This is a genomic window from Levilactobacillus koreensis JCM 16448 (assembly GCF_001435525.1).
Lineage (GTDB): Bacteria > Bacillota > Bacilli > Lactobacillales > Lactobacillaceae > Levilactobacillus > Levilactobacillus koreensis.
In genome coordinates, this window is record NZ_AZDP01000123.1 from 1 (window position 1) to 3,928 (window position 3,928).

Here is a 3,928-nt window from a genome sequence, read left to right on the forward strand (position 1 = left end):
TACGGTGGTGTGAGAGGTCGGTAGCCGAAATAATCGGCTACCTCCTACTCGATTGGAGAAAATTGTATCATACAAATGGATGATATTTGCTAGTAACCCGCTTAAAATGGTATGGTTAGCGTAGAATTTTTCACGGAAACGTACAGGAGGAATTAGGTCATGACGGTAGTAGGAATTGATAAGATTGGATTTTACACCCCCGGAATGTATGTCGATATGGCGGAGCTTGCCACCGCACGCGGGGAAGACCCCAACAAATATCTAATTGGGATTGGGCAATCCAAGCAGGCCGTGATTCCACCAACACAAGACGTGGTCACGATGGCGGCAAATGCGGCCGAACAGATTTTGACACCGGCGCTCAAAGCGAAAATCGGGATGGTGCTATTCGGAACCGAATCAGGCATCGATAATTCCAAGGCCACGGCCGTCTATCTGGCCCACTTACTGGGTTTGCCTCAAAACACGCGCGCCATCGAATTAAAACAAGCTTGCTACGGGGCCACGGCTGGGTTGCAGCTAGCCGCCGACTACGTACGGGTTCATCCGCAAGCAAAAGTCTTGGTCATTGGTGCGGACATTGCCCGCTACGGGTTACGTACGGCTGGTGAAGTGACTCAAGGCGGTGGGGCCGTTGCCATGCTAGTGACCGCCGACCCGACCATCCTGGCCTTGGACGATGTCAGCAGTTATCACACGGAAGACGTCATGGACTTTTGGCGGCCGACTTACCGGACCGAAGCACTGGTTGATGGGAAATACTCGACCAACGTCTATCTGGACTTCTTTAAAACGGTCTGGACGGATTATCAGCAACAGACGCAGCGGTCGATTGCCGACTTTGCCGCGTTTGCCTTCCATCTGCCGTTTACTAAAATGGGACGGAAGGGGTTGCGGCAGATTTTACCGGAGGCCACGCCCGAACAACAGGCGAGCTTGACGGCGGCCTTTGAGGCTAGTCAAGAGGACAATCGCAACGTGGGCAACTTGTATACTGGTTCACTCTACCTGAGCTTCTTGTCGCTGCTGCGGCACGGGCAATTAGTCGCCAACGACCGCATCGGGTTCTTCAGCTACGGATCGGGTGCTGAGGGCGAATTCTTTAGTGGGGTCTTGCAGCCGAACTTCCGTGATGGCTTTGCCGAGGAGCAGTTGGCTAAGCAGCTTGCAGATCGACGACGAGTGTCTGTCGCGGATTATGAGCAAATTTATACTAGCCAGCTCAGTAACAATAGTCGTGATGAACAACTCGCAGTGGGCGAAGAGACAGCAACCTACTACTTGGCGGGGCGGCAACACGAACAGCGACAATATCGTAAACAGTAATTTTTGAGTCACAAAAGGTGTCCCAATTTCCACTTCGGAGATTAGGACACCTTTTTTAGAGTCTTAAGCTTTAGGCCGTGTCTTTGGTGGTGTTGCTAAGCCACTTTTCAGTGCGGCACCGATTGCGGGAATCTGACCAAGGTCAGCGATGTGGTCGTTTGGGACCACCACAACATTGGCTGGCGATTTGGCAAGGTCGCTAAAGGCCGTGATTGATTGATTTTCAAAGAATCCGGGTTGCGCGTTGCCTAAACTGGAGTTGACCGTGTCGATGCGATATTTTTCGGCGTCGGCTCGGGTGCGAGTAGCTGTGGCTTCGGCGGTCGCCGTGGCCATGAGGGCGTCGTTTTTGGCTTTCGTCGTCAACTCAATGGACTTGGCTTCACCTTCGGCTTGAGCGATGGTGGCGATTCGCTCCCGGTCGGCGGTCAACTGCTTGTCCATGGCGGATTGAATGGCCTTGGAAGGCGTTAGTTCGTCAATATTGGTCCGGTCGACGTTGATCCCATAGGTATCGGTCAAGTCACCGATGGCCGTAGCGAGTTCCAGGTTGATCTTGGCCGTTGAGCCCAGGGCTTCGTTCAGATCCATCCGCCCGATGATATCCCGTAGGTGACCGCGAACCAGTTGCGCCATGGATTCCACGGAGTCCGTATTTTCGTATTGGTATTTGACGGAGTTGGTGACGTGATAGTTGAGAGTCAGGCTGGCCGAGACATCGGCGTTATCCTTGGTGATCACAGAATAATTAGGCAGAGCCAGGGGTGTCATCGCTAGGCTAACCGTGCGAATCTTTTGAATCAGTGGCAAGTAGAAATGAATTCCGGAAGTGACGCTCCGCTTGTATTTTCCCAACGTTTCAACTAAACCTTCATTATTTTGACGAACGATTCTGATTCCGAGCATTCCGATTCCCCCTAGATTTTTTTAAGCGTTAAGATGTTGCCGTTACTCTCTGTGATAGTATAGCTGGCGGTAGGATCGGGCTTCTCAGGTGATTCGAGAAGATACCGATAGTAAATTCCAGCAACTAACACGAGGCCGGACTTGGTGTCGAGATCTTTACCAGACAAAGAACGACCGATCAACTGGCGCTGCTCCCAGTTGCCATGCGGGGCGGCCTGAGAGAGCAGCTTAACGATGTAGGCGTTGATGCTCCGACCATCGGCGTCAGCAGCGTTAGACAGGCGTTCGAACAGGCTGTCGTCCATTCGTAGTAAAAAACGTTTTTGTTTGTCTTTTGCCATGATTCTTGCCTCCTAATGATAGCTTAATGATATCACTTTGATATCGTTGTGACCACTTAAATGCTCCTTTGCCTTAGTGGCCGTTAGGCGTGGGCTGGAACGGTAAGGACAAGGTGTCTGGGCCTCCTCAGCTGAGACTGGCACTTCCGTTAGGGGACAAAGCAAAACCTTCAACGTTATTTCAGTAGTAAGTACCGGCAATTGTGTGGAATGTATGCTTAGAGACTGCGACCGATGATTGATGCACAGGTTATCGTAAAGAAAAAAGCCTAGACACTAGTCGTCTAAGCTTATTGGCACTATTCAAAACTATTTTTGATGATGTAACCATCCTTAAAAATTAGCACGGGAGCTTGGTTACCGACCTTAATCTTAAAGGTGTAGCCGTTGCCCAATGACTTTTTCAAAGAGGCACTGGTTTTAGCAAAACCGTTGGTAAATTGCGGCCATTTTGCTTGCTTGGCCTGACTGGGATCTTGTTTCAGGGCCGCAATCGTTTTTTTGAGGTTGGCGTTGGTGACGGTGACTTCATAGGTTTTCGATTGATGGTCGAAGACGACCGTCCCCATGTCCTTTAGTGATGACTGCAATTGCTGCTGAATTTTCTTCTCCGTGCTGCGCCGGTCGGTAGTTGTCGTGCTGGAACCGAAAGCCTGACCGGATTGCGACTTTAATTTTGCCTTCTTCACGGTGTGACTAGTAGTCGGCGCAGCTGATTCATGCGACCAGTAGGGTAACTTCCATACCGAAATTCCGGTTAGGAGGAGGGCAATTACCAGTACCAGTCCAGGACCGACCTTAGACTCGCGGCGTTGAATCGCAAGCGTTAATGAAAAAATAGCAATGATGGTAATTAGACCACAGATGATGGCAAAGCCCAGAACCATATGAATTCCTCCCCACAGGTACTGGCCACATGTCTGTGACCAGAAAAAACGGTTAAATTAGTTTTCATTAGTATAGCATGAATCAGTTATAGAATAAATCAAGGCCAACCGGTTGGTAAAATAGTCGAACATTAGGTCACATTAGGGTGAAAACGCTTAAACTATCATTTTATAACCGAATATTAATTAAAAATATGTCGTAAAAAGTTAAGCTTTCCAGTATAATAAAGTCATCCCGTTAGACCGTCAATTTACGATGATTGGCGACCACGGACAATTTAGAGAAATGAGGAGATTAGTGTGACCAACGTTTACTTAGCAGGACCGTTTTTTGATGACGAACAGATTTCCCGAATTGAACGCGTAGAAAAGGCCTTAGCCGCTAATCCGCGGGTTGACAATGTCTTTAGCCCCCGGTTGGGCGAGATTCCCGGCTTGACCGTCGGTACTCCCGAATGGGCCACGCAA

General features: G+C 49.6%; 4 protein-coding genes. 1 reads left to right on the top strand and 3 read right to left on the bottom strand.

The window, feature by feature from the left end:
- The first annotated feature begins 159 nt into the window (after nucleotides 1-159).
- Nucleotides 160-1,326: a hydroxymethylglutaryl-CoA synthase gene (locus FC99_RS12680; protein WP_048735893.1), complete on the top strand. Its 1,167-nt coding sequence runs from the start codon at nucleotides 160-162 to the stop codon at nucleotides 1,324-1,326.
- Between the two features lie 63 nt (nucleotides 1,327-1,389).
- On the opposite strand, the gene FC99_RS12685 is transcribed toward FC99_RS12680, so the two are convergent.
- The 3 genes from FC99_RS12685 to FC99_RS12695 all read right to left on the bottom strand — a co-directional run bounded on the left by FC99_RS12685 (nucleotide 1,390) and on the right by FC99_RS12695 (nucleotide 3,460).
- A complete protein-coding gene (locus FC99_RS12685) occupies nucleotides 1,390-2,232 on the bottom strand; it encodes an SPFH domain-containing protein (protein WP_048735894.1) in 843 nt (280 codons plus the stop codon).
- Between the two features lie 11 nt (nucleotides 2,233-2,243).
- On the bottom strand, nucleotides 2,244-2,573 hold the full coding sequence (locus FC99_RS12690) for a toxin-antitoxin system HicB family antitoxin (RefSeq protein ID WP_048735895.1): 330 nt from the start codon (nucleotides 2,571-2,573) through the stop codon (nucleotides 2,244-2,246).
- Between the two features lie 299 nt (nucleotides 2,574-2,872).
- Entirely contained in the window at nucleotides 2,873-3,460 is a 588-nt protein-coding gene (locus FC99_RS12695) for a hypothetical protein (protein ID WP_048735896.1), read from the bottom strand.
- Nucleotides 3,461-3,928 lie beyond the last annotated feature (468 nt).

Excerpts from the sequence above, each read along its gene's own strand:
- FC99_RS12680 (WP_048735893.1), top strand. The coding sequence starts at position 160 with ATGACGGTAGTAGGAATTGATAAGATTGGATTTTACACCCCCGGAATG.
- FC99_RS12690 (WP_048735895.1), bottom strand. The coding sequence starts at position 2,573 with ATGGCAAAAGACAAACAAAAACGTTTTTTACTACGAATGGACGACAGC.
- FC99_RS12695 (WP_048735896.1), bottom strand. The coding sequence starts at position 3,460 with ATGGTTCTGGGCTTTGCCATCATCTGTGGTCTAATTACCATCATTGCT.
- FC99_RS12685 (WP_048735894.1), bottom strand. The coding sequence starts at position 2,232 with ATGCTCGGAATCAGAATCGTTCGTCAAAATAATGAAGGTTTAGTTGAA.